Source organism: Corynebacterium sp. ACRPJ, from assembly GCF_022347345.1.
Taxonomy (GTDB): domain Bacteria; phylum Actinomycetota; class Actinomycetes; order Mycobacteriales; family Mycobacteriaceae; genus Corynebacterium; species Corynebacterium tuberculostearicum_D.
Map to the genome: position 1 here is coordinate 1 of NZ_JAKRNC010000001.1, position 21,865 is coordinate 21,865.

Genomic DNA, 21,865 nt, shown 5'->3' on the forward strand with positions numbered 1-21,865 from the left:
CTCGGTATGGTAAGCCCCGTCGACTTCGAGAACCACATTGGTCTAACCACCAGCAGAAAAGAAATAGCTGCCTAACCACTAGGTAGCTCCACTACGTGTCCACGATTTGCGGGCAACCCCAGGCGAGGTGGGATAAAGGCCGGTGGCGCGTTGGATAGTGCGTTTGACGTGGACAATGCAGCGTTGAACCGGGGTATGAGGCCACAGGCTGCGTAGTGCTTTAAGCCCTCCGGAATCCCCATCGCAGGTAACCAATTGTGGTGGGGCTAGCTCGTCCAGCAGGCGCATATACGACCAGGAGGATTCTTTCGTGCACCAGAACCAATTGATGACATGGCTGGAGTCGTCAGCCACAACAAGGCATTTGGTGTTGAAGTAGGTGCCGTCGATGAAGATTTGGTCGTAGATTCGCTGCTCATCAACACTTCGGGGTGGTTGGATAAGCCAGAACGGTGTGAAGCGTCGTTGCAAAGTTCGCGTTGAAACACCGCAGGTTTTAGCTGTTTCTTCCAGGCTGTTGCTGGAGGTAAGCCAGGAAATGAAAAGGCGGAACCATTTGGCTTGCACGGCATCGTTATTCACGCGGGTGAAGGTGGCCTTGCAGGTGCGGCATCGCCATCGTTGGCGCCCAGCACTCGTTGTTCCGTGTTTCGTACATGCCCCGCTGCAGACGGGGCATCGAGGATGATTTTTACTCATCCCCTCATCGTGACCCTAGGCGCCTAGCACACCGGCATGCCTTTGACGGTATTTCATTATCGAAGCTGGAATATCCCTCCGAATAAGTGAAATACTCCTAATATCAACACGTCAAACCGACTAACCATACAAACTCACCAACACATCCTGTCGTTTAGGCCTCTTTGACGCGGCCTGCGTCCCAGCCACCCCCATTTTCGCTCTATTTCGGACCCGGACACCTATAGAGACGAAAATCCCACTTTCCCACTTTGGCCGATAACCAGGTATTTCAGGGTGCTAGATATCGGACGCAGCTGTGCAAATTTTTGCTTCAGTCCGTTTATTCCCGATTTTTGAGACAATGGACTAAGCAAAACAACATCGCCGGATTTTTACTTCCGCAGAACGTGGCAATGTTTACCCCCACCCCATGATGCGATGTCTCTAGATTCAAGGAGGAATCATGTACGCAGAAGAGCGGCGTCGCCAAATTGCTTCCCTCACCGCCGTTGAAGGCCGCGTCAACGTCACTGAGCTCTCAGAACGCTTCGAAGTTACGGCCGAGACCATTCGCCGCGACCTTGCGGTACTTGACCGTGAGGGCGTCGTCCATCGCGTGCACGGCGGCGCAGTAGCCTCCCAATCCTTCCAGACCGCGGAGCTTACCCTAGATACCCGCCAGCGGTCCGCCTCTGGCGCAAAAGCGGCTATCGCCCGCGCGGCCCTAGATTTTCTTCCCCAGGGCGGCGGCAGCATTTTCTTGGACGCAGGCACCACCATTAACGCGTTCGCGGAGCTCATTGGACAGCAGTACCCGCAGGCGCAGTTTAATATTGTCTCCAATAGCCTGCCTATTGCCCTGTCGCTAGCGGGCAATGGCGTGCCTGACGTCCAGCTACTTGGCGGTACGGTCCGCGCGATTACCCAAGCCGTCGTTGGCGATACCGCACTGCGCACCCTGGCTTTGATGCGTGCCGACGTCGCCTTTATCGGCACCAATGCCCTAACCCTGGACCATGGCTTGTCGACGGCCGATTCCCAAGAGGCAGCCATCAAATCCGCCTTTGTCACCAATGCCCACAAGGTTGTGGTCATGTGTGACTCCAGCAAGCTGGGCAATGACTATTTGGTAAGTTTCGCCTCTGCCGCCGATATCGACGTCGTCATTACGGACGCCGCTGCCCCCGATTCCTTCGTGGAGGCGCTGCGCGAGCGCGAGATTGAGGTCGTGCTCGCCAGCGAATAGTCCCCCGATCCTTCGCCTACTTTAGGCGAAGGACTCCATGCGCTCGACCACTGCGGTACGGGCAGCGTCAGGGCTCTCCGCATCCAGTGCTACCTCTGCCAACTGCTGGCACTGTTCTAAGGTAACCTCCGCCAGCTGCGCGCCGACGCCCGCAACTGCGGTCGACGCTGCGGATAGCGAATTTACGCCCAAGCCGGTAAGCACGCAGGCCAACATTGGGTCGGCCGCCGCCTCACCGCACACGCCTACCGCAACGTTATTGGCTTGGCCCACGATGCAGGTGTGCTGAATGAGCCGCAGCACAGCCGGCTGCCACGGGTCGGTCAGGTAGGCCAGCTGTGGCGACAGGCGGTCCGCAGCCATAGTGTACTGAGTCAGGTCATTAGTGCCGATAGACACGAAATCAAGGTGCGGCATGATTTTATCGGCCATAAGCGCTGCGGCCGGAACCTCAATCATGGCGCCGGCAGTCAGGCCGCGCTCGCGGCACAGGCTAGCAAACCACTGGGCCTCGGTAGAGGTGGCAACCATAGGAGCCATCACCCAGGTAGATGCTTTGTCATCGCGAGCCGCAGCCGCCTGCGCAATCGCATCCAGCTGGCGGGTCAGCAGAGCCTCATTATCGCGTGCAATACGCAGCCCACGAACACCCAATGCTGGGTTTTCCTCGGAGCTTAGCGTGGCATAAGAGATAGGTTTATCGGATCCGGCATCCAGCGTACGCACGACAACCTTTGATTCAGGAAAGGCATTAAAAACCTTGCCGTAAATCTTTGCCTGCTCGTCAACGCTGGGCTCTTCACTGGCCGAGAGGAACGATAGTTCCGTGCGGTACAGGCCGATACCCTCTGCTTGCGAATCCGAAGCAATGCGGGCGGCGTTGCCATCAGCGACGTTGGCAAGCAGCTGCACACGGTGGCCGTCCTTGGTCTCAGCCGGGCCGCGCCACTGGGCAACGCGTGCCGCACGCTCGCGATACTCAGCCACTGCCTTTGTGGAAGTCTTTTCGTCGGCCCCAAGGGTGACGGCGCCCACTGCACCATCGACGAATACCAACGTGCCGCTTTCAATATCGCTCAGCGCGGCGCCCACAGCAACGATGCATGGAATATCCAACTGACGGGCGATGATGGCCGTATGGCTGGTAGGTCCACCAAGTTCGGTAACAAGGGCCTTGATGTGCTTGGTATCCAGCGTCGCGGTATCGGCCGGGGCCAAATCGTCCGCGAACAGCACGGCCTCGCCGTCTACGAGCGGCAGGCCCGGCTCTTCCTCGCCGCGCAGCTCTGCGATTACGCGGTCGCGCACGTCCTTCAAGTCAGTGGTGCGCTCTGCCATCATGCCGCCGGCAGCCTCAAACATGGTGACAAACTTATCGGTGGCACCGACAGTAGCGAATTCCGCATCCCGGCCGGTGCGGATATTCTTGCGCACCGCCTTATGCCAACCACGGTCCTTGACCATGCCGGCCGTTGCGGTCAGAACTTCCGCAGCCTGGCCCTCCGCGGCAGCAGCCCGCTGCTCCAAGCGGCCAGCGACAGTATCTACGGCCGCAAGGAAGCGGTCGTACTCAGAATCGCTCGCTTGCTCTGGATCAATGCTTCCCTCGGTAGGCAAGGCCGGGCGAGGGCGGACCCACACGGCTTCGGCGTAGGCGACTCCGGCAACGACACCGGTTCCTTTGATTGTGGACTCAGACGCGTTTTCCATGAGCGTACTTCCTTCGAAGATAGCGGTTTATTAACTTCCAGAACACCACAAATCGGATAGAAAAGCAATGTATACCACAGAAATTCTGTTGACTTTCGGACACAATCGGACAAGAATCAACATTGAGGGCGGGCCATGCCCGCGAGGTTCTCTCCAACGGCGTTCGGCCCCAATATACAACCTGCGAAAGGGACAACTTGATTCTCACGCTGACCCCTAATCCCAGTATCGACGCCACCCTTGTGCTCAGCGAGCCATTGACCTCCGGTGATGTCCACCGTGCCAGCGAGGTCACACAGGTTGCTGGCGGCAAGGGTGTAAACGTCACCCATGCCGTGCACTTGGCTGGCGAGCACTCCTTGGCTCTTTTCCCGGCCCACGACTCCGATTCTTTCCTAAATCTCATCCACTCGGCCGGGCTGCCTTCCTCTGCAATCCCCATGGACGGCGCAGTTCGCGTCAATGCCACCATCACAGAGCCTGATGGCACCACCACCAAGGTCAACGGTCCAGGCCCTGCGCTTTCCGACGCCGACTCCCGCGCCATTACCTCCGAACTCACCGCCCGCGCCCTTGCCTCCGACTGGGTGGTTCTAGCCGGCTCCCTGCCGCGTGGCGTCAACACCGATTGGTATTGCGACCTCATCTCCGCAGTCCGCGCGGCCGCACCACAGGCTCGCATTGCCGTCGATACGTCCGATGCCCCAATGCAGGCCATTGGCGAAAACCTCAATTCTGCTGCGCCGGATCTCATTAAGCCGAACGGACTAGAGCTCGGCCAGCTCACCGGAACCGACGGCCGTGAATTGGAAGACCAGGCCGCACGCGGCGAGTACGCGGGGGTTGTGCGGGCGGCCCGGGACGTCGTCAAGCAGGGCATCGCAGAAGTACTCGTCACCCTTGGCGGTGCCGGCGCGGTGCTGGTTACCGCGGACGGCGCTTGGGCTGCAACTCCCCCGCCAGCAACGGTGAAATCCACTGTAGGCGCCGGTGACGCCGCGCTCGCTGGATATCTCCTCGGCCGTACCGCCGGTAAGTCGCCGGCCGATAGCCTGGCGCAGTCGGTGGCCTACGGAACTGCGGCTGCATCCAAACAAGGCACCCAATTCCCTCGCCCAGAAGAACTCGATATCGCCCATACCACCCTAAACTCGCTAGCCTAAGGAGTGCCTAATCATGGCTTCCGACCTCATCACTACCGACCTAGTCGCGCTCGACGCCGACTTCGGCGACAGCGTTGACTCCGTAATTACCAACCTGGCCACGCTGGTCCATGACACCGGCCGAGCCACCGACATCGCCGGCTTGGCACAGCCCGCCATCGACCGCGAGGCCAAGGCCGGTACCGGCGTCCCTGGCGGAGTCGCCATCCCGCACTGCCGCTCCGAGGCAGTGACCGAACCCACCCTCGCATTCGCCCGCCTGAGCCGCGGCGTGGATTTCTCCGGCCCCGACGGCGACGCCCAGCTAGTCTTCCTCATCGCTGCTCCGGCCGGCGGTGGCAAAGCCCACTTGAAGATTTTGTCCAAGTTGGCCCGCGCTCTAGTACGCAAGGACTTCCTCGAGTCCCTGCGCAACGCCCCCACCAAGGAAGAAATCGTCCGGCTTGTGCTGGACGTAGTCAACGCCGAAAAGCCGAAGAAGAAGCCAGCCGAGGAATCGGCCGCCCAGGGCGCTGCTGCCAGCACTGCCGCAACCGGTGCCGCTGCCGCCGGCACCGCCGGCTCCTCCGCCACCGCGTCCTCGGCCGCAACCCCTACCAACGCAGAACCTTCGGCCGATGTCACCCGCATCGTGGCCATCACCGCCTGCCCCACCGGCATCGCCCACACCTACATGGCGGCCGACGCCCTCACCCAAACCGCGGCCGAGCGCGATGACGTATCTCTGACCGTTGAGACGCAGGGCTCGTCTAATAATGAGTCTGTCTCCCAATCCACGATCGACGCGGCCGATGCGGTCATCTTCGCCACGGACGTCGGCGTGCGCGACCGCGAACGCTTCGCCGGCAAGCCGGTAATCGAATCCGGCGTCAAACGCGCCATCAATGAGCCCGGCACCATGCTCGACAAGGCCGTCGCTGCCGCTCACAACCCGCACGCCCACAAGGTCTCTGGCACTGCTACCCGCGCCGATGCGGAAGAAGAAGGTCAGTCGCTCGGTTGGGGCAAGCGCATCCAACAGGCAATTATGACCGGCGTGTCCTATATGGTCCCGTTCGTCGCGGCCGGCGGCCTGCTGCTTGCCCTCGGCTTCCTTTTCGGCGGTGCCGATATGGCCAACGGCTGGCAGGCACTATCGACGGACTTTTCGCTCGGCAACCTCCCCGGCCACGACGTGACCATTGACGGCGAACTCATGCACTTCGAGCGCTCCGGCCTGCTGCTCTACCTTGGCGCAGTTCTCTTCGCTATAGGCCAAGCAGCAATGGGCTTTATCGTCGCCGCGCTGTCGGGCTACATCGCCTACGCGCTCGCCGGCCGTCCGGGCATCGCCCCAGGCTTCGCGGGCGGCGCGATCGCGGTCACCTTGGGCGCTGGCTTCATCGGTGGTCTGGTTACCGGTCTGCTGGCAGGCTTCATCGCGATGTGGATTGGCAACTGGAAGGTACCGCGCTGGCTAGGCTCCCTCATGCCGGTTGTTATTATCCCGCTGCTGACCTCTCTAATCGTCGGCCTCGCAATGTACCTGCTGCTGGGTGCACCGTTGGCAGCCATCATGGAGGGCCTGCAAAATTGGCTATCGTCCATGTCCGGCTCTTCGGCTGTATTGCTGGGTATCATTCTCGGCCTGATGATGTGCTTCGACTTGGGCGGCCCAGTCAATAAGGCGGCCTACCTCTTCGCGACGGCCGGGCTGTCTACCGGTGACGAATCCTCCATGCAGATCATGGCCGCCGTCATGGCGTCCGGCATGGTCGCACCAATTGCGCTGTCGCTGGCTACGTTTATCCGCAAGTCGCTGTTTACCCCGGCCGAGCAGGAGAACGGCAAGTCTGCCTGGCTGCTGGGTCTGTCCTTCGTCTCGGAGGGCGCCATCCCGTTTGCGGCGGCCGACCCGTTCCGCGTCATCCCTTCGATGATGGCCGGCGGCGCGGTGACGGGCGCGATTTCGATGGCCTTGTCGGTCGGTTCCCGTGCCCCGCACGGCGGCGTCTTCGTCTTCTTCGCCATCGACCCGTTCTGGGGCTACCTCGTGGCCATCGCGGCCGGCGTGGTTGTCTCCACTGCGGCGGTGCTGGCGATGAAGCAGTTCTGGCCTAACAGGGCCGCCGAAGAAGCCACCCAGAACGTGGCAGCATAAACCAAACACTCGTACACTGGATTCTAAAAATCCCCGTAAGAAAGGATATTTTCGATGGCTTCCAAGACTGTAAAGGTTGGCTCCTCTGTAGGCCTGCACGCACGTCCTGCATCTATTATCGCGGACGCTGCCGGCGAGTTCGATGAGGATATCTTCCTCAACCTGGTCGGCGATGATGATGAGGATGAGACCGATGCGGCCTCTTCCCTGATGATCATGGCTCTTGGCGCAGAACAGGGCGATGAGGTTACCGTCACCTCCGAAAACGAAGAAGCAGTGGAAAAGATTGCTGCTCTCATCGAGAAGGACCTGGACGCTTCCTAAGTCCTAAAACGGTTCCACTTTAGGCTCCCCGCCCTTGCGGTGGGGAGCTTTTCGCTTGCCGACGCCACCTATCCCCACGGTGGCACCCACGTCACCTGCCCGCGCACGCGGGCTAGCCGGCCACGGCGCGGCGGGGCGTTGGGGTCATCGTCATTGACGCCATTGTGATAGGAACAGCAGGTCGCAAGGTTCGCAGCGTTGGTCTCGCCGCCATGCTTCCACGCTTTGAGGTGGTGAATCTGGCACTTGTCGGCGGGGTAGTTACAGCTCTCCCACGGGCATACCGGGTTGACCGCAGCCGCCATGAGCCGCTGCTTGTCGTTGGCTACGCGCGAGGTGCGGTAGAGGTTGACCGGCCCCTCGTGGGGATGGACGAGCGTAACATAGCCGTGGTCGCTCAGTGTCCGCGCGACAAGCTCCGCTCCGGTGATTCGAGCGCCATTGGTGAGTTGGAGGGTGATTTCCTCGCCGTCTCCGTCTACTACGCGGTCGAGCTCGTCGAGTGTGAGAACCACCTTCGTCGTCACCGTCGCCCGCGTCGCATCCGCCTTGCCAAAGAAGAGGTCTTTGGCAGATTCCAGGGGCTTATTGGCATCCAATGCAGCGTGCATATCCGCCACATCGGCCGAATCCCCGGTAATGGTCAGTGACCATGGGCCGCCGGAGCGGCGGGTGATGCGCACTCCCTTTTCGGGCGCGCGGCGCGGTCGCAGCTCGCGTACCAAAGCGCGGGCACGCTTTTCCAAGGCGGTGGCGCTGCCGCGAAAGGCACACAGTTCGGTGCGTAGGGTCCAGGCATCGCGCTGCGTCGACAAGCGCAAGGCGTATTTTTCAATCAGCAGTAGCACGTCGAGGGAATGCCTAGTCTGCCGCGCCGCTCGCTGTTTGGCAGCAAAGCCGCACCGGCCGAAATAGGTATCGCATAGACGCAACAGGTCGCGCGCGGCGATGTCGGAGGCGCCCCGCGCGATGAGCTCGCGATCGCTAAGCCCTTGAACGGCGGCGACAATGTCCATGCCGGCGTTCACTGCGTTTAAGTATGCGTCCAATGCGGTCATGCCGCTAAGTAAAATAGCCCCCGCACGCCTTCGCGAGCCGCATATCGGCTCGCTGTGGATAACCCGCGTTGGCCCGTCAACAACACTGCCCGCCGCGGTCGCGCGACGGGCAGTTATCCACAGGTGGAAAATTAATACTTGGCGCCGTGCCCCTCGCCGACGGAATCGTAGAGCTTCTTCATTATCGGATAGGCCACAATGATGCCTACCGAGCCCCACGCGATGCCCTCGAGGGAGACCCCACCCACGGTGAGGGTCAGGTTGCCGATGCCTGCGATAAGCGCCACCGCGGCCGCGGTCAGGTTGACCGGGTTATTGAAATTAACCTTATTATCCATCCAGATGCGCACACCTAGCATGCCGATGAGTCCATACAGTACGATGCAGGCGCCGCCCAGAACGCCGGTCGGGATGGTGAAAATCAGCGCACCAAACTTCGGCACGAAGGCCAAAAGGATCGCGGTAAAGGCTGCTACCCAATAGGCGGCGGTGGAATATACACGGGTTGCGGCCATCACGCCGATATTTTCGGCGTAGGTCGTGGTACCGGAGCCACCGAAGCCGCCGGCAAGGGTGGACGCGAGGCCATCGGCAATGAGGGCGTCACCGGCTAGGTCATCGAGATCGCGCTTTGTCATCTCGGAGACGGCCTTGACGTGGCCGACGTTTTCCGCGATGAGAACTACCAGTACGGGAAGCGCCACGGCAATGGCGGAGACGTTGAAAGAAGGCGCGTGGAATTCCGGCAGGCCCACCCACGGGGCGGCATCGATGGCCGCGACGGCGTCATCGCCAAGGTTGCCGGTCAGCGCAGCGAAAACCCAGCCGACGACCACGCCGAGCAGGATGGACAGACGCGAGACCATACCGCGGCCGGCGACGGTGGCCAGCAAGATAACGAGCAGTGTCACGGCGGCCACGAGCGGCTGGGAGGCGAAGTTCTCGGCCGCATTGGGTGCTAGGTTCAGGCCGATAAGTGCCACGATGGCACCGGTGACGGCCGGCGGCATGACGGCGTCTAGGACGCGGCGGCCGGCGATCTTGACTGCCACACCCACCGCGGCCAAGACGAGGCCGGTGACCAAAATGGAGCCGGCCTGCGCGGCGATGCCGTACTGCTGCGACGCCGAAAGTGGCGCAATGAACGCGAACGAGGAACCGAGGTAAGACGGCAGCCGGTTGCGCGTGATAAGCAGGAACAAAATGGTTCCGAGACCGGAAAAGAGCAGCGTCGTATTGACGGGGAATCCGGTCAGGGTGGGAACCAAAAGCGTGGCGCCGAACATGGCCACCACGTGCTGCATTCCGATGCCGATGGTTCGGCCCCAGCTGAGTCGTTCTTCCGGCGCCACGACCGCGCCCGGTGCAATCCTTTTACCGTCTCCGTGGACGGTCCAACCTTTTAAGCTCACGAGCCTTAATTATGGATCACCCGGGGTGGTTTTAGGAAACTTCCTCCACGATGAATTCGGCGAGTTCGCGGGCGGTGGGTGCGGGAAGGCGGACGTCGACAAGCGTGCCTTCGGCCGTGTACTCCTCGTGGCGCACCGTGCCCTCGGCGTGAACGCGGGCGACCACATCGCCGCGGGTGAAGGGAACCTGCAGCTTGACGTGGCTATCGCGGGAGTTGAGGAAAAGCTCCACGCGCGCGGTCAGCTCGTCGATTCCCTCGCCCGTGCGCGCGGATACGTAGACAACATCCTCATGGTCGAGTACGTGGCGCAGCTCGGCGAGCACTAGCGGGTCGGCCTGGTCGATCTTATTAATCACAATAATCTCGGGCGGTGCCTGTTCCCCGGTTTCCGCGACAATGTCATAGATGACCTGGTTGACGGCCTCAATCTGCTTGAGCGGGAAGGGGTCAGAACCATCGACCACGTGCAACATAATATCGGCGGCCAGCACCTCTTCCAGGGTGGATTTGAAGGCCTCGACTAGCTGCGTGGGCAAGTGGCGGACAAAGCCGACGGTATCGGTGAAGACGACCTGGCGGCCGTCGGCAAGCGTGGCACGGCGAGTCGTGGGGTCCAACGTGGCAAAGAGTGCGTCCTCCACCAGCACGCCGGCGCCGGTCATGGCGTTAATGAGCGAGGACTTTCCGGCATTGGTGTAGCCGGCAATGGCTATCTGCGCGATGGTTGAGCGCTGGCGCTTGGAACGCTTGACCTCACGGGCGGTCTTCATAGCGCGCAGCTCCCTGCGCAGGCGGGCCATCTCCGTGCGGATGCGGCGGCGGTCCGTCTCAATCTTGGTCTCACCGGGACCACGCAGGCCGACGCCGCCGTTGGAGCCGGCGCGGCCGCCCGCCTGTCGCGAAAGGTTGCCGCCCCAACCACGGGTATGGGTGTAGAGGTATTCCAGCTGCGCCAAGGAGACCTGCGCCTTGCCCTCTTTGGACTTGGCGTGCTGGGCAAAGATGTCAAGGATGAGCATCGTGCGGTCAATGACCTTGGTGTTAAGCGCGCGCTCGAGAGCGGTGAGCTGGCCGGGGTTGAGCTCGCCATCGCACACCACGGTATCCGCACCGGTGGCCTCGACGATGTCGCGCAATTCCTTGACCTTGCCGGAGCCGATGAAGGTGCCGGAGTCTGGCTTATCGCGCTTTTGATAGATCATCTCCACGACTTCGGCGCCGGCGGTCTCGGTCAGCGCCGCGAGCTCATCCATGGTGGCTTCGACTTCGGCCACGGTGCCTTCGGTCCACACGCCAACCAGAATGACGCGCTCGAGGCGCAGCTTACGGTACTCCACCTCGTAGCCATCGGTGGTGTCTTCGGCGCGGATGGTGGTCTCACGGGTAACGCGACGGAAGGCGTTACGCTCTGCCAGGTCAAGGTCACCTGTGGTGGGTGTTGCGTCTGGCACGGCCGGGGCGTCGTTATCGCGGAACGCGCGGGCGAGGAGATCGTCGTTATTGTGCTGGGAAAATTCGGTCATACTACCTTTCATTTTGGCATGTTGCGGCCGAAAGCGGGAATTGCGGATTCTTAGCTGGCTGCACAAGGCGATACAATGGCGGGCATGAACGATAAGGACACTGGGGTGAAGCAGAATACCGAGATGCAGGCCATCGGCCTCAATTTCGAGCGCTGGCAGGATGCCGTCGAGGCCGCCATCGCTAGCGATCGCTTGGCCGTTACCGGTGAGGTACGCGGTGGCCAGCTGATCCAGTTCACCGATCCATCGGGCGCGCAACTCAATATTCTCGCGGTGGAGCCTTTTGCTACCTACATTGGCTTCGATGCCGTGACACAGGGGTTCGCCCACGTAGAGATGGTCAACGATGTTCTTGCCCTGCTGGAAATTATCGATCCTTTCGGCACCACCATCGCCCAGGCCACCGCGAACCTGGCGCAGGGGCCTTTGCTTGCCGACGAACCCTTGCAGCAATGGCAGCAAATCTCCCTCACCGCCATGGGCCTCGATGTCCGCACCTACGAGTCTGCCGATGCCTATGAGGCGGCCGAGGGCGAGTTCCCGGCGCTCTTTGAGTCCGCGGGGGCGAAGGTTATCTCCTCCGGCTCTGGCGCGGAGGTTCCTACCCCGGCCGCGACTTTTGCGGCCCGCGTCATGGAATCCGAGTGGCGTACCAATGAGCTAACCGGCGAGAAATTCGCCCACCTCGTCATGGATGGCCTCTTCCCCTTCGATCTCTGCCTGCCTGCGGGTAGCGACGAGCTGCCTGCTAAGGACTCTATCGTGGCCGGCACCGCCCTGCTGACGGCTTCTATTGAAATGCCCAGCGGTGGCTGCGGCGACGGCGCTGGCTGCGGTTGCGGCTCTGGTGGCTGCGGCTGCGGCGGCCACTAAGAACTGACGCAAAGGTCTGGTGGAATAGCTGTGTGGATGCCCTTCCCTGAAAATGCGAGGAACCGGCGGGTGCTGGTTCTCGCGCTGATCCTGGTGGGATCAGTGGCGGTTGTGGCAACCCTAAAACTTCCCGGGGTTTTCATCGCGGCACTACTTATCGCGGCAGCTTTACTCATGCTCCACACTCGGCCGGATGCCTCGGAGCAGGCGGCGCTGCGCAGCTCCATTCGGCTCTCGGCCGAAGATATCGAGGACGTCTTGGCGGAATACGAAGACTTCCAGTCCTCCGAGACGGCCGAGAAGATCGCGGACCGCACGCTCTACCGGCCGGCGCTTTTAGATCTGGATTGCTCCGACCCCACCATCGAGGCCTTCCACTATGAGATTTCGGGCGCGCGACGGTTCCTGCGCCGGTTGAACCTGCGCGTGAATGCGGAAGAGGTCAGCACCAACGAGCTGGAATCCTTGCTCAAGGTGACCGATGAACGAGCCCGCGAGCTCAAGGAAACCTGGCTATCGGCCCGCCGCGCCGCTTTTGCGCTCGGGCCGAAGTATGAAAAGAACGAAGTAAAAAATCGCGCCCTGCGCCGCCAAGCCCTCGAAGAGCAAGCGTTCGAGGAAGAGGAAGGCGAAGGGCGCAGCGCCTAAGCACTCACCGCTCACTGCGTGCGCCGCGCGCTGCGCGGCCTAAAGCGAGGTCTCGCCGGTGGCGACGATCGCGGACGGGCCGGTCAGGCGCGAGCCACCCTCGTAGATGTCCACCGTCACCTCCCCGCCGGGGACGTGTACGTGCACGGTGCCGTGAGGGGTGGTGGTGTGGTCAACGGCGGCGTCGGCAAGCGCGGCGGTCGCGGCCGCCACGGTGCCGGTGCCGCAGGAGCGGGTCTCTCCTACCCCGCGCTCAAAGACGCGCATGTGCACGTGGCCATCGCGCAGCGGGGTTACCAGCTCAACATTCACGCCGGCCGGGAAGAAGGACTCATCAACGACGGGCTGCTTGAAAGTCTTGGCCGCAAGTCCCTCGGCGTCCAGCCCCGGCACCACGGCCGCGAGGTGGGGGTTGCCCATGTCAACGCCCAAACCGGCGTAGCTCTCCCCAGCCATAGACGCGGTGGATACACCCGTTACTTCGGCCGGTCCCATCTCCACGGTGACCTCGGCCGCGTGCTCATCACACGAGTGCACCGTCACGCGCTTGGCTCCGGCGCGGGTGCCGATGGTGAACTCGTCTTCTTCCACGAGGCCGCGCGAGCGCAGCCAGTGGGCGAAAACGCGGGTGCCGTTGCCGCACATTTCGGCCACGGAACCGTCGGCGTTGCGATAATCCATGAACCAGTCATGGGGCGCGATGCCCTCGGGCAGCGACTCGATTTCCCCGGCCGCGAGCAAGGCCTCGGCGCGCACGACACGCAGCAATCCGTCGCCGCCGATACCGGCGCGGCGATCGCACAGCGCCGCTACGCGCTCGGGGGCAAGCGGCGTGGCGGCCGCGTGGTCTTCGACGATGACAAAGTCGTTCTCAGTTCCATGACCCTTGGCAAATTTCATGCTCCCTACCCTAGCGCGCGCAGCGCCTGGGCGGTCGTATCGCCCGCGGCATCCAACCACGTGATGCGCTTGTCGCGATTGAACCACGAGCGTTGGCGGCGCACGTAGCGCCGTGTCCCGGTAATCGTGCGCTCAACGGCCTCATCCCACGTAAGTTCGCCGCGCTGGGCTTGGAATACCTGCGCATAGCCAATGGCGCGCCCGGCAGTGGAATCGGCCACCAAGCCCTTGGCTTGGAGGCGCTCGACTTCCTCGATGAGCCCGCGCTCAAACATCTGGCGGGTGCGCAGCTCGATGCGCGGATTAAGCCAGTCTGCGGTGGTGCGCAGGCCGAGCAAACGGGTGCCCCACCGCGGCGGTGCGTCCTTCGGTGGTTGACTAGCCTTATAGGGTTTGCCGGTCAATTCGATGACTTCCAAGGCGCGCACGGTGCGCCGTGGGTCCTTATCTTCAATGATGGCGGCCGCGGCCGGATCCACCTGCGCCAGCTCCTCGTGCAGGGCATCGGTACCGATTTCTACGCGCCGGGCCTCATACTTGGCGCGGACGGCGGGGTCGGTGGGTGGGAACTGCCAGTCGTCGACAAGCGCTTGGGCATAAAGCATGGAGCCGCCGACCAAGATTGGCGTCTTGCCGCGGGCCATGATGCCTTCCACGTCCGCGATGGCATCGCGCTGGTAGCGCGCCACAGAGGCGGTTTCGGCCACGTCCCACACATCGAGCTGGTGGTGCGGGATTCCTTCGCGCTCGGCAGGGGTGAGCTTGGCGGTGCCAATGTCCATGCCGCGGTAGAGCTGCATGGAATCGACGTTGACCACCTCGCCGTCTAGCTCCTGCGCCAGCGCCAACCCCAGCGCAGATTTGCCGGAGGCGGTGGGTCCAAACACTGCAATGGGGCGCATTAGACCTCCCATCCTGCAACGTAGCGGCCGACGCCCAAGGTGGCGTCGGTGGCCAGCAATTGCGCCTTCTTTGGCTGTAGTCCTGCTAACTCCTCCCACAGTGCGGGCTCAACCACACCGCGCTGGGAAAGCCACTCGCCTGCCTTGCTTGCCGACGCCCCCATGAGCACCTCCTCGCACCACTCGTGCGCTTCCTGGGCACCGGGAACGAGCGCCAAGGGGGCGCGCTCGGTCAAGCCCGCGCTGCCATCTGCCACGACGATGGTCAGCGCCGCCGGATCCGGCTGGCCGATGTGCTCCCGGCTAGCGCGGGCGTTAAGCTGCGGCACACTGTGCAGCACGTACCGGGCCATAATCTCGGGTAGATAATTGCCGCCGCCTAGGTTCGTGGCTGCACCCCACGCCTTTAAGCTGCCGGTGTGGGCGGTGTACCAGCGCTTGTCCTGGCTGCCGACGATATCTACCTGCGTTATGCCGGCGGCCGCAGCTTCCACCGCAAGGGTGCGGGCAGCGGCAAGCAGTGCGCGGGAGGCGGCGTCATTGGAGGAAAGCTCCACGGCCAGCGCGGGTGAGGCTGGCATTACCATGAGATTGAACATTATTCCTCCATACTATCTACCCAAGTGGAGGTAATTAAATAGAATCTGGGCACGCGCGGAATATTCGCGGTAATGTATCCAGTGATTTTATTCGGCAGCCGTGACGCGCGGCGATCTATGCATAGGAGGGCTTGTCATGTCTCCCATCCCTACCCCAGGTTCCATGCCCAAGAAGGGCCCTCGTCCCACCGCAAAGCCTGTTCCCGTCCAGGCACCCAGCAAGAATGACCCGGCCAAGTGGGGCCGGGTCGACGCGGATGGTTCCGTCTTCGTTTCCGCTCCGGAGGGCGAACGCAAGATTGGCGAATGGCAGGCCGGCACCCCCGAGGAGGGCCTACAGCACTACGGCGCGCGCTACGACGATCTCTCCACCGAAATTGAACTGCTCGAGGCGCGCCTGCGCGCCAACCCCAGCGAGGCCGCTGGCATCAAGAAGACCGCAGCGCAACTGCGCGACACCCTGCCTACCGCTGCGGTGATCGGTGATATCGCGGCCCTTGACCGCCGCCTTGTTGCCGTCATTGAGCACTCGGTAGAAGCCGGCGAGCAGGCGCAGGCTGATAAGGAGCGCCGCCGCGAGGAAGCTATTGCTGCCAAGGAAAAGCTGGCAGCTGAGGCAGAAGAAATTGCCGAAAACTCCACCGAATGGAAGGCCGCCGGCGACCGCATCCGCGCCATCCTAGAAGAGTGGAAGCAAATTAAGGGCATTGATCGCAAGACCGACGATGCCCTATGGAAGCGCTACTCCCGCGCCCGCGATTCCTTCAACCGCCGTCGCGGCTCCCATTTTGCCGAGCTGGACCGCGCCCGTGCGGTTGCCCGCAAGAAGAAGGAAGAACTCGTCGAGCGTGCCGAGGCCATCCAGGATTCCACCGAGTGGGGACCCACCGCCCGCGCCTACCGCGATTTGATGACCGAGTGGAAGGCCGCCGGCCGCGCCCCGCGCGACGTAGACGATAAGCTCTGGGCCCGCTTTCGCGCCGCCCAAGACAAGTTCTTTAATGCCCGCAATGCCGTCAATGACGAGCGCGACCGTGAGTTTGCGGAAAATGCCAAGGCCAAGGACGCCTTGATTGCGGAATACGACGGCCAGATCGACCCGTCCAAGGGAATCGAGGGTGCGAAGGCTAAGCTGCGCGAGCTGCAGGAAAAGTGGGAAGAGATTGGCTTCGTTCCCCGCAAGCAGGTGCGCGAGTACGAGTCCAAGATTGAGGCACTGGAGCAGCGCGTCGCTGACGCAGAAAAGTCCGAGTGGCGCCGCACCGACCCAGAGGCGCAAGCACGCGTGGCGCAGTTCCAGGCTAAGGTCGATGTGTTTAACTCCCAGGCCGAGGCAGCTGAGGCCAAGGGCAATGCGAAGAAGGCCGCTGATCTGCGCGCGCAGGCTGAGCAGTGGCAGGCTTTTGCCGACGCCGCCGCTAACGCCGTCAACGATAAGTAGTGCACCTCGTCCAGATTGCGCGGCCAGCGCGGCCGCCGCACTCGCCTAGCACTGACGCCCGGCCCAGCGAACCTGCGGATTGCATTCGCAGCTTCGTCTTTTGGGCCAACTTGGCGGCCCAAGAAGCAAGCGGCGATGCCGCGGCATCGACGTCGCCGGGCCGCGTGGTCCAGCGTCTGCAGGGTTCTAGCGAATCGCAGACCCATCTCTTTGCCGTAGTGGACGGCGACTCTACCCTTGGTGAGGTTTCCGAGCTGGGACTGCCGCAGATTCCTGCAATAGAACCCAGCCCGGAGCTGGATTACCTCGGGTTCATCCACATTAGCCTGCCGCTTTTAGAAGAGCGCGAGGCAGCAGAAATTGAGTGCGTGCTGTGCGATTTGCCCCTCCCTGGCGAACAGCTCGATGAGGAGGGGCGCCAAGTAGCCGAGTGGATGGGTGCGAAGGCGCTGGAGCTGGCCCGTAAACTCGGCCGCACCGTAGCGCACGTGGGGCTATTGCACCCGCCGGGCGCGGACCCAGACTACGACGCTATGGGCAGCATCTACCGCGAGCTTGGTTTTACGCAACGGCATGCGGAACACCAGCTGGTGATGGACATCCCCGAAAGCCCTGTCGCAGCACTGCTCCCGGCGGGGATAACCGCCCGAATCTGGCCGGATTACGACATCCCTGAGGACTACCTCGACGAGGTCATGCGGCTGCTTAGCCTAGCGTCCACAGACGCGGAAACCGGTGATCTGACGGTGGAGCCCATCGTGTGGACGCGTGCTCGATTGCGCGAAGCGCACAGCCGCCTGCGCTCTCGCCGCGGGCACACGCTTCTTATCGCACTCACCGCCGAGGACGGAAGCATACTCGCACTGACAGAAATGGCTCGGCACGAGGACGCGAATCCTGAAGTATGCGAGTGGACTCTGACAGTGACCGATCGCCCGCACCGCCACCGCGGACTTGCGCAGCTAGCCAAGCTCACAGCGCTGCATGAAGTGGCAGGATATTGGCCGCGGGTACGGCGCTGCTATTGTTCCGTTGCCGCCAAGGACGCGGCCATGAATGCCATTTACCGCAGCCTGGGCGCCCGGGAACTTTCCCGCTCTTCTGCGTGGGAATTGCGGCTGCGGGACTAGTGGCGGTAGGCCTACTGCTCTCCGCGCTGGGCACGGTGGCGTTCGGCGGCTTGCTTGCGGCGATTGTCCTCCAGTGGCTCCTGCTGCGGTGCCGCGTCAATCCTGGATTGGAATTCGCCCACCTCATCAAGCTGTCCGGCGGTGGCGCGCACGCGGGCTTCGGCGGCCTTCTGCTCTGGGCTGCGGCGCAGCGCCACCATGCTATAGGCCAGAAATGCTAGGAAGGTAGCCAGCATTCCTACCCACATTCCCAGCGACGCCCCGTCGGCGGTAGAGCCACGGAACCAGAAACCCCATAGGTTGGCAAAGAAGGACACCGTCACCAGCATCCATGCAACCAGCCCAGGCGTGGCGCGTCGGGTAAACAGCGTCACCGGAGTAAGAATGCCCAGCCCAATGAGCGCGAGCCACGCAGAGACGGTTTCCATGATGGAAATCCTGACGCCACTAGATGTGGTGCCGAACGTCAATGCCTCCCAACCGTGGGCTGGACCGGCGTAGGGCAAAATCAGGTAGAGGATATAGGCCACCACTGCAATACACAGCGTCACCTTGTGGCCACCGAGGTCCATTGTTTGTGCTGCTCTACGCTCAGCGTTAGCTGCATTGCGGGCTGCGGTGGTCGAATGTTCCTCAGTCATGGCTCCCTAGCCTACTCCCCTGCTAGCAACCGCAGGAATCGCCGGATTCGGCCGCCGCGGGCTTGCCAATCGACGGCAATCCCAGACCGACGCCGATGGGTGCGGTGGTAGGCGTTTCGCCGGCAGCAGACATGTCCCCGGCCTTGGTACGGGTGTGGGAGGTAACGGCGGCGTCGGCGAGCAAGAAGAAGGAGCCCGCACCGGTGACCTGGGTATGCACCACATCGCCAGGGCGAATCTCCGCCGAAATATCCGTGCCATCCGAATCAACCGGGGCGAAATGCACCAGACGGCCATCGCGCGCACGGCCTGTCATGCGGTGGGTTTCATCGTTTTTTCGGCCACCTTCGGCCTGCACCAAAAGCTCCACATCCGTGCCGATGAGCTTCTTGTTTTCCTCTGCCTGAATGCTATCTTGCAGGGCAACGAGACGCTCGAAACGATCCTGAACGACTTCCTTGGGAATCTGGTCCTCCATTTCCGCAGCCGGGGTTCCCGGACGCGGCGAGTACTGGAAGGTAAAGGCCGAGGCAAAGCGAGCGCGGCGCACAAGCTCCATGGTGTCTTGGAAGTCTTCCTCGGTCTCGCCTGGGAAGCCCACGATGATATCGGTCGTGATTGCGGCGTGCGGAATCTTGTCCCGTACCTCGTCCAAAATCCGCAGGAACTTCTTAGTGCGGTAGGAACGGCGCATGTCCTTAAGGACCTTGTCGGAGCCAGACTGCAGCGGCATATGCAACTGCGGGCACACGGCCGGGGTTTCGGCCATGGCGTCGATGACGTCGGAAGTAAACTCCGCCGGGTGCGGGGAGGTAAAGCGCAGGCGCTCAAGGCCTTCGATCTTTCCCACCTCGCGCAGCAGCTTAGAAAAGGCGAAACGGTCGCGAGGCATATCGGGATCGGCGAAATTGACGCCATAAGCATTGACGTTTTGCCCCAGCAGAGTGACCTCGGATACGCCCTGGTCCACCAAGGCTTTAACCTCGGCCAGGATATCGCCGGGCCGGCGATCCTCTTCCTTGCCGCGCAAGGAAGGAACAATGCAGAAGGTACAGGTGTTATTGCAGCCTACGGAAACAGAAACCCAGCCGGCATAGGCAGACTCACGCTTGGCTGGCAAGACCGACGGAAAAGCCTCGAGGGAATCAACGATTTCCACCTGGGCTTCATCATTGTGTCGGGCGCGCTCCAGCAGCGTCGGCAGGGCCGCCATATTGTGAGTGCCAAAGACAGCATCAACCCACGGGGCATTATCGAGGACGGTGTCCTTGTCTTTCTGCGCCAGGCAACCGCCCACGGCAATTTGCATGCCGGGGTGGTTTTCCTTTGTCTTCTTCAAGGCACCCAAGGTGCCGTAGAGCCGCTTATCGGCATTTTCGCGCACGGCGCAGGTATTGAAGACGATGAGATCTGGCTCCACGCCTTCGCCGGCGGCCGCGTAGCCGGCCTCCTCCAAAAGGCCAGAGATGCGCTCGGAATCGTGCACATTCATCTGGCAGCCGAAAGTTCGGACTTCATAGGTACGGTTATCTGCGATTGTCTGCTCCACGTCGGCATAGTTTAGCCATGAAGCTAGGCATCTCATAACTGCCGCGTCTTTGTCATTTCGGCGCACCCGTGGCCCGCCGAATCAGTCGTCTGCGCGCAGTTCCGCGCACCGCGCGTCAAGCGCTGCGATTGCGATCTGTAGCGACATTCCTTCATTGAAGCCGCGGCGTGCCAGCACCCCCACGATGCGGCGTAGGGCCTTGTCGCGCTCCTTGCGATCCTCCGGTACGGATTTAATGGAGCGAGCCTTCTTTTCCGCAAGGGCCTGTGCCATGGCTTGTTCATCGGCAGGGTCAATTTGCTCGAGGGCCTCAGCACGATCGGCCTCGCTCACGCCCTTTTCCCGCAATTCCCTGTTGAGAACCGAGCTGGACTTGCCGCGCCGCTTATGTCGTTGGCGCACCCACTCGTGTGCAAAAGCGGCGTCATTCACCAGCCCCGCGTGGGCTAAATCATCTAGCACGTCCTCCACGACATCTGGCTCAAACTCGGCTTTGACTAGACGATCATAGAGCTCTTTCCGGGACCTAGAACGCTGATCCAAAAGACCCAGCGCCCGAGAGCGAACCTTGGCCTTGGCTTCTTCTGCCTCTCGATCAAAAAGCCCGCCCCCAGCTGCTCCATTCTCATAGGCCTCAAGGGCCTGACGAAGTTGGGCGAGTTTTTCGGGGGCGGGCTGATTCATGATGCAGATTCAAATGGTACGCGGATTGTGTGGGGACGGGCTAGACGATTTTAGTCGTCATCAAAATCGACGTTTGGAACGAGATCAACGGACTCATCGGTCAATGGGTCATCGGCACCAGGAACGTCCATCGCGGCACCCTCCTCGCCTTCGGCCGCGGCCTCGCCGATACCGAGCTTCTGGAAAATCTTCTGCTCGATTTCATTGGCCAGATCCGGGTTATCCTTCAGGAAATTACGCGCCTTCTCCTTACCCTGGCCCAACTGGTCGCCTTCGTAGGTAAACCAGGAGCCGGACTTGCGGATGAAGCCGTTTTCGACGCCAAGGTCAATGATGGAGGACTCGCGAGAGATGCCTTCGCCATACATGATGTCGAACTCGGCAATCTTAAATGGTGGCGAGACCTTGTTCTTTACTACCTTGAGCTTGGTGCGGTTACCGATGGCATCTTGGCCGTCTTTCAAGGTCTGAATGCGGCGGATATCGCAGCGCACGGAAGAGTAGAACTTGAGCGCCTTACCACCGGTGGTGGTCTCTGGCGAGCCGAACATCACGCCAATCTTTTCGCGCAGCTGGTTAATGAAGATAGCGGTGGTACCGGAGTTGTACAGGGCACCGGTCATCTTGCGCAGCGCCTGGGACATCAGGCGGGCCTGGAGGCCGACGTGGCTATCGCCCATCTCACCTTCAATTTCCGCCTTCGGGGTAAGAGCAGCCACGGAGTCAACGACAATGATGTCAATAGCACCGGAGCGTACCAGCATATCGGCAATCTCCAAGGCCTGTTCGCCGGTATCTGGCTGGGAAACCAAGAGGTTATCGGTATCCACGCCAAGCAGGCGAGCATACTGCGGGTCGAGCGCGTGCTCGGCGTCAATAAACGCGGCAATGCCGCCATCCTTTTGCGCGGATGCAATAGCGTGCAGCGCAACAGTGGTCTTACCAGAAGACTCCGGGCCATAAATCTCTACGATGCGCCCGCGCGGGAAACCGCCAATACCCAGAGCGACATCGATTGCGGTATTACCGGAAGAAATGGCCTTAATCGGTGGGCGGTTGTCATCGCCCAGGCGCATCACAGCGCCTTTGCCGTAATCCTTCTCAATCATGGCCATTGCGGCATCGAGGGCCTTTTGGCGGTCATCTCCCTTAGAGGCGGCAGAAGAAGACTTCTTTTTGGTTGCCATTAACTTTCATCCTTATCTTTAACGACGATGTACTCACGCATTATTAGACTGC

General features: G+C 61.6%; 20 protein-coding genes. 8 read left to right on the forward strand and 12 right to left on the reverse strand.

Features of this window, described 5'->3' with window-relative positions:
- Positions 1–78: 78 nt before the first annotated feature.
- The gene (locus MHY08_RS00005; RefSeq protein WP_239234587.1) at positions 79–582 is read right to left on the reverse strand and encodes a hypothetical protein; all 504 of its coding nucleotides are present in this window, start codon (positions 580–582) and stop codon (positions 79–81) included.
- Positions 583–1,144: 562 nt separating this feature from the next.
- Between MHY08_RS00005 and MHY08_RS00010 the strand changes: the two genes are divergently transcribed.
- Complete coding sequence (locus MHY08_RS00010; RefSeq protein WP_239194046.1) at positions 1,145–1,927, forward strand: DeoR/GlpR family DNA-binding transcription regulator; 783 nt, start codon at positions 1,145–1,147, stop codon at positions 1,925–1,927.
- 21 nt (positions 1,928–1,948) lie between these two features.
- Here MHY08_RS00010 and ptsP read toward each other — a convergent pair whose 3' ends face one another.
- The gene (gene ptsP / locus MHY08_RS00015) at positions 1,949–3,637 is read right to left on the reverse strand and encodes a phosphoenolpyruvate--protein phosphotransferase (protein WP_239194048.1); all 1,689 of its coding nucleotides are present in this window, start codon (positions 3,635–3,637) and stop codon (positions 1,949–1,951) included.
- Positions 3,638–3,834: 197 nt separating this feature from the next.
- Here ptsP and MHY08_RS00020 point away from each other — a divergent pair, with 197 nt between their 5' ends.
- From MHY08_RS00020 to MHY08_RS00030, 3 genes are read left to right on the forward strand one after another with little or no spacing between them, the layout of a single operon-like run.
- Positions 3,835–4,800 (forward strand): 1-phosphofructokinase family hexose kinase, encoded by a 966-nt coding sequence (locus MHY08_RS00020; protein ID WP_239234589.1) that lies wholly within the window; start codon positions 3,835–3,837, stop codon positions 4,798–4,800.
- 13 nt (positions 4,801–4,813) lie between these two features.
- Positions 4,814–6,940, forward strand: coding sequence for a fructose-specific PTS transporter subunit EIIC (locus tag MHY08_RS00025; RefSeq protein ID WP_239234591.1), 2,127 nt, complete (start codon positions 4,814–4,816; stop codon positions 6,938–6,940).
- A 54-nt stretch (positions 6,941–6,994) separates the two neighbouring features.
- On the forward strand, positions 6,995–7,264 hold the full coding sequence (locus MHY08_RS00030; protein WP_005325102.1) for an HPr family phosphocarrier protein: 270 nt from the start codon (positions 6,995–6,997) through the stop codon (positions 7,262–7,264).
- A gap of 68 nt (positions 7,265–7,332) precedes the next feature.
- On the opposite strand, the gene MHY08_RS00035 is transcribed toward MHY08_RS00030, so the two are convergent.
- From MHY08_RS00035 to hflX, 3 genes are all read right to left on the reverse strand, one after another.
- Positions 7,333–8,322: an HNH endonuclease signature motif containing protein gene (locus MHY08_RS00035; RefSeq protein ID WP_239234593.1), complete on the reverse strand. Its 990-nt coding sequence runs from the start codon at positions 8,320–8,322 to the stop codon at positions 7,333–7,335.
- Positions 8,323–8,453: 131 nt separating this feature from the next.
- On the reverse strand, positions 8,454–9,734 hold the full coding sequence (locus MHY08_RS00040) for a uracil-xanthine permease family protein (RefSeq protein WP_040425259.1): 1,281 nt from the start codon (positions 9,732–9,734) through the stop codon (positions 8,454–8,456).
- A gap of 31 nt (positions 9,735–9,765) precedes the next feature.
- On the reverse strand, positions 9,766–11,259 hold the full coding sequence (gene hflX / locus MHY08_RS00045; RefSeq protein ID WP_239234595.1) for a GTPase HflX: 1,494 nt from the start codon (positions 11,257–11,259) through the stop codon (positions 9,766–9,768).
- Positions 11,260–11,334: 75 nt separating this feature from the next.
- Here hflX and MHY08_RS00050 point away from each other — a divergent pair, with 75 nt between their 5' ends.
- Positions 11,335–12,132: a hypothetical protein gene (locus MHY08_RS00050; RefSeq protein WP_204608687.1), complete on the forward strand. Its 798-nt coding sequence runs from the start codon at positions 11,335–11,337 to the stop codon at positions 12,130–12,132.
- Positions 12,133–12,168: 36 nt separating this feature from the next.
- On the forward strand, positions 12,169–12,780 hold the full coding sequence (locus MHY08_RS00055; RefSeq protein WP_255710195.1) for a hypothetical protein: 612 nt from the start codon (positions 12,169–12,171) through the stop codon (positions 12,778–12,780).
- A 39-nt stretch (positions 12,781–12,819) separates the two neighbouring features.
- Here MHY08_RS00055 and dapF read toward each other — a convergent pair whose 3' ends face one another.
- Genes dapF through MHY08_RS00070 form a run of 3 tightly spaced genes read right to left on the reverse strand, consistent with a single transcriptional unit; the run spans position 12,820 to position 15,181 of the window.
- Positions 12,820–13,680, reverse strand: coding sequence for a diaminopimelate epimerase (gene dapF / locus MHY08_RS00060; RefSeq protein WP_239194064.1), 861 nt, complete (start codon positions 13,678–13,680; stop codon positions 12,820–12,822).
- 5 nt (positions 13,681–13,685) lie between these two features.
- The gene (gene miaA / locus MHY08_RS00065; RefSeq protein WP_239234598.1) at positions 13,686–14,594 is read right to left on the reverse strand and encodes a tRNA (adenosine(37)-N6)-dimethylallyltransferase MiaA; all 909 of its coding nucleotides are present in this window, start codon (positions 14,592–14,594) and stop codon (positions 13,686–13,688) included.
- Positions 14,582–15,181 (reverse strand): hypothetical protein, encoded by a 600-nt coding sequence (locus tag MHY08_RS00070; protein ID WP_239228331.1) that lies wholly within the window; start codon positions 15,179–15,181, stop codon positions 14,582–14,584. Before MHY08_RS00070 ends, miaA begins: the two co-directional genes overlap by 13 nt.
- A 136-nt stretch (positions 15,182–15,317) precedes the next feature.
- Here MHY08_RS00070 and MHY08_RS00075 point away from each other — a divergent pair, with 136 nt between their 5' ends.
- Together MHY08_RS00075 and MHY08_RS00080 are read left to right on the forward strand one after the other, a co-directional pair.
- Positions 15,318–16,622, forward strand: a complete 1,305-nt coding sequence (locus tag MHY08_RS00075) for a DUF349 domain-containing protein (protein WP_239234600.1) — start codon at positions 15,318–15,320, stop codon at positions 16,620–16,622.
- Positions 16,622–17,752, forward strand: a complete 1,131-nt coding sequence (locus MHY08_RS00080; protein ID WP_239234602.1) for a GNAT family N-acetyltransferase — start codon at positions 16,622–16,624, stop codon at positions 17,750–17,752. The genes MHY08_RS00075 and MHY08_RS00080 overlap by 1 nt, the downstream gene beginning before the upstream one ends.
- 11 nt (positions 17,753–17,763) lie before the next feature.
- Here the strand turns inward: MHY08_RS00080 and MHY08_RS00085 are convergent, their stop codons facing one another.
- The 4 genes from MHY08_RS00085 to recA are packed head-to-tail and all read right to left on the reverse strand — an operon-like array spanning position 17,764 to position 21,813.
- A complete protein-coding gene (locus MHY08_RS00085; protein WP_239234604.1) occupies positions 17,764–18,393 on the reverse strand; it encodes a DUF898 domain-containing protein in 630 nt (209 codons plus the stop codon).
- A gap of 22 nt (positions 18,394–18,415) precedes the next feature.
- A complete protein-coding gene (gene miaB, locus MHY08_RS00090; RefSeq protein WP_255710197.1) occupies positions 18,416–19,978 on the reverse strand; it encodes a tRNA (N6-isopentenyl adenosine(37)-C2)-methylthiotransferase MiaB in 1,563 nt (520 codons plus the stop codon).
- Between the two features lie 45 nt (positions 19,979–20,023).
- On the reverse strand, positions 20,024–20,626 hold the full coding sequence (gene recX / locus MHY08_RS00095) for a recombination regulator RecX (RefSeq protein WP_239234606.1): 603 nt from the start codon (positions 20,624–20,626) through the stop codon (positions 20,024–20,026).
- Between the two features lie 50 nt (positions 20,627–20,676).
- Positions 20,677–21,813: a recombinase RecA gene (gene recA / locus MHY08_RS00100; RefSeq protein ID WP_005328639.1), complete on the reverse strand. Its 1,137-nt coding sequence runs from the start codon at positions 21,811–21,813 to the stop codon at positions 20,677–20,679.
- Positions 21,814–21,865 lie beyond the last annotated feature (52 nt).